The sequence below is a fragment of the Rhizobacter sp. genome, from assembly GCF_031412075.1.
Taxonomy (GTDB): Bacteria; Pseudomonadota; Gammaproteobacteria; order Burkholderiales; family Burkholderiaceae_C; genus Rhizobacter.
Window position 1 is genome coordinate 1 of the sequence record NZ_JANOCG010000086.1, and the last position, 3052, is coordinate 3052.

Consider the following 3052-nt stretch of genomic DNA (forward strand, 5'->3'; position numbering starts at 1 on the left):
CGACCGTGATCTTCTTGGACAGGTCACCCGCCGACAACGCAATTGACACCTCGGCGTAGATACTCAACTGACATGTCAAGTTCACGGACATCGAGTTAACAGACAAAAACAGGTCTTTCCAGGTGCCGGCCACACCCTGCACGTCGGCCTGGCCGCCCAGCTTGCCTTCGGTGCCCACCTCGCGCGCCACACGCGTCACCTCGGCGGCAAAGCTTCGCAACTGGTCCACCATGGTGTTGACGGTGTTTTTCAGCTCCAGAATCTCGCCCTTCACGTCGACCGTGATCTTCTTGGAGAGGTCGCCCGCCGCCACCGCCTTGGTCACGTCGGCGATGTTGCGCACCTGCGACGTCAAGTTGCCAGCCATCGAGTTGACCGAATCGGTCAAGTCCTTCCAGGTACCCGACACACCTTCCACCCGGGCCTGGCCGCCGAGCGAGCCTTCGGTGCCCACCTCACGCGCCACGCGTGTCACTTCAGACGCAAACGAACGCAGCTGGTCCACCATGGTGTTGATGGTGTTCTTGAGCGTGAGGAACTCGCCTTTCACGTCCACATCGATCTTCTTGGAGAGGTCGCCCTTGGCCACTGCGGTGGTCACGTCGGCGATGTTGCGCACCTGGTCGGTGAGGTTGCCGGCCATCGAGTTCACCGAGTCGGTCAGGTCTTTCCAGGTGCCCGCCACGCCCTTCACCTTGGCCTGGCCGCCGAGCTTGCCTTCGGTGCCCACCTCGCGGGCCACGCGGGTCACTTCGGCAGAGAAGTTGCCCAGCTGCTCCACCATCTTGTTGATGGTCTTGGCCGTGCGCAAAAACTCGCCTTCGAGCTCGCGGCCTTCGACTTCGAGCGCCATGCTCTTGGAGAGGTCGCCCTGCGCCACGGCGCCGATCACCCGCGCCACTTCGCTGGTCGGGTGGACGAGGTCGTCGATCAGCGCGTTGATGGAGTCGATGGACGCGCCCCAGAAACCACGCGTTTCGCTGAGCGAGGCACGCTGCTTGAGCTTGCCTTCCTTGCCCACCACCTGCCGCAGCCGGCCCAGCTCGGCCGCCAGGGCTTCGTTCTGCTCCACCATGTCGTTGAAGACATCGGCCACCTTGCCCGGCAAGCCTTCCCAGTGCGCCGGCAACCGCACGCTGGCGTCGCCTCGGCGCAGCTGTGTCAAGGCGGCCAGCAAGGTGGCCATTTCGCGCTCAGGGGCGGCGACGGCTGCGTTTTCGATGACTTTCATGGGCTAAGCCTTGTGGTGATGCCACACAAGCGCGCAAGCCGCCTGCGGGCGCGACGATGAAAATAACTGGACTGAATGGGCCGCAGACCCTCCGGCCGAGTCCCCGACAACGGGGCTGACCTGCTCCTGTCATTCGCGACCTTTCAAGCCTAGGGTTTTTGCCACGCGTCGTTTTGAAGGACGATTCCGATACCTGTTGTAGGAATCCGCCTACACCGCCGGAAGCCGCCCCTGTCGCAACCACCGCAGCGTTTGGAAAAACGCTGGCGGTCGCGGGCAGTCGGTTCGCCGTGAGCGCGTGTATCAGCGTAGACTTTTCGCTGTTTTGTCGCCGGAGTCCCTCTTTGACAGCTGTCACTCTTCTTTATGTCGAAGACAACGAAGACCTGCGCACCACCATCAGCATGCTGCTCGAGGGGCCAGAGCGCGAAGTCATGAGCTGCGCCACGGCCGAAGAGGCGCTGGAGGTATTGGCGGAGCGGGAGTTCGACATCGTCATCACCGACGTCAGCCTGCCCGGCATGTCGGGTACCGACCTCGCTCGCAAGCTGTTGGCCGTCAAACCCGAGCGCTGGGTGGTGCTGCTTTCAGGCTACGAGTTCGGCGACTCGGTGCGCATGTTCGGTCCGCATGTCCGGGCGATGCTCAAACCCTTCGAACCCGAAGAGATGGACGCGTTGATCGACGACATTGCCGAGCGCATCCGAACCCCGGTCACCTGAGCCTCGATGGGCGCAGGCGCGTGTCACGGCCGCGCCGCCCTCGTGGCCGGCGATGCTGCTGGCGGCGCATGACCGGCCGCCTCCTTCGACCGGGCCCGCCTCAAGGAGAATCCCACGTCTTGCGCAGGCATGGCTCCCTGCGGACTCACGCCCCACACGAGCGGCTGAGCCTGACCGGGTTCGAACAACGCACGATCCTGCGTGACCAAGACGTAGCCCGCCACCAGAGCGGCGCAGGTGGTCAGACCCAGGGCCAGATGGGGGGCTGTTTTCATGGCATCGCCTGGGCCGTCAGTGAACGGGCGAAGCTTCGACGTCGGCCAGCAGCGCCGTCTTGCGCAGCTTCATCGAGGCACCCAGTTCCTTCAGGTCCAGCTCGGTCTTGCGCAGCTTGGGGAACATCTCTTTTTCTTCTTCCTTGACGTGGTGCTCGATGTATTCGCTGAGCACCTTGACCTTGGCGTCGTAGAGGTCGTCAGAGGGTTCCATGCCTTCGATCTGGGCGATGAGATCCTTGGCGCTCGCGTGTTCGACCGTGGCCTCATCGACCAGATCGTCCTCGCTCAACACGTCATAGGCGGCCGGGTACAACAGCTCTTCTTCGATGGTGGCGTGCACGGTCAACGCGGTGCAGATCTGCTGCGCAATGGCCTGCTTCTTCTCATCGGTGGCCTGCGCCTTGACGAGTTTTTCATAGGCCTGGAACAGCGCTTTCACTTCCTTGTGGTCGTCCATCAGCAACTTCAGTGCATCGGGCGCACGGGTGGTGTTCGAAGGCGGGCTGGCGGGCTTTTTGCGGGCTTGCGAGGAGGTGGTGGGCATGATGACTCCGGTTGAGGACAGCGCGAAATGCGACTGAGTGCCTCAAGCGTAGAAACGATTCCCCGCGTCGAACAGGCCCCTGTCAGAAGAACAGGAAAATTCCTACAGGGCTGGCACGCCAGCGCTGACTTCCGCGATTCGAACGGTCGACAGGGCCATGAAAAAGCCCGCACGAGGCGGGCTTTTTGACTGGAGGAGAGGGAGGGATTCGAACCCTCGGAACCTTGCGGTTCGCCTGATTTCGAGTCAGGTACATTCGACCACTCTGCCACCTCTC

3 protein-coding genes are annotated in these 3052 nt (G+C 62.5%); 1 reads left to right on the forward strand and 2 read right to left on the reverse strand.

What is annotated here, in order from left to right:
• Positions 1-1231, reverse strand: a 1231-nt coding sequence (locus tag RMO40_RS03295) for a HAMP domain-containing protein (RefSeq protein ID WP_309716280.1), incomplete at its 3' end; no start/stop codon positions are given.
• A gap of 344 nt (positions 1232-1575) precedes the next feature.
• Between RMO40_RS03295 and RMO40_RS03300 the strand changes: the two genes are divergently transcribed.
• Positions 1576-1953, forward strand: coding sequence for a response regulator (locus RMO40_RS03300; protein WP_309716283.1), 378 nt, complete (start codon positions 1576-1578; stop codon positions 1951-1953).
• A 291-nt stretch (positions 1954-2244) separates the two neighbouring features.
• Here the strand turns inward: RMO40_RS03300 and RMO40_RS03305 are convergent, their stop codons facing one another.
• A complete protein-coding gene (locus RMO40_RS03305) occupies positions 2245-2775 on the reverse strand; it encodes a hemerythrin domain-containing protein (protein WP_309716287.1) in 531 nt (176 codons plus the stop codon).
• Positions 2776-3052: the final 277 nt, after the last annotated feature.

Excerpts from the sequence above, each read along its gene's own strand:
- RMO40_RS03305 (WP_309716287.1), bottom strand. The coding sequence starts at position 2,775 with ATGCCCACCACCTCCTCGCAAGCCCGCAAAAAGCCCGCCAGCCCGCCT.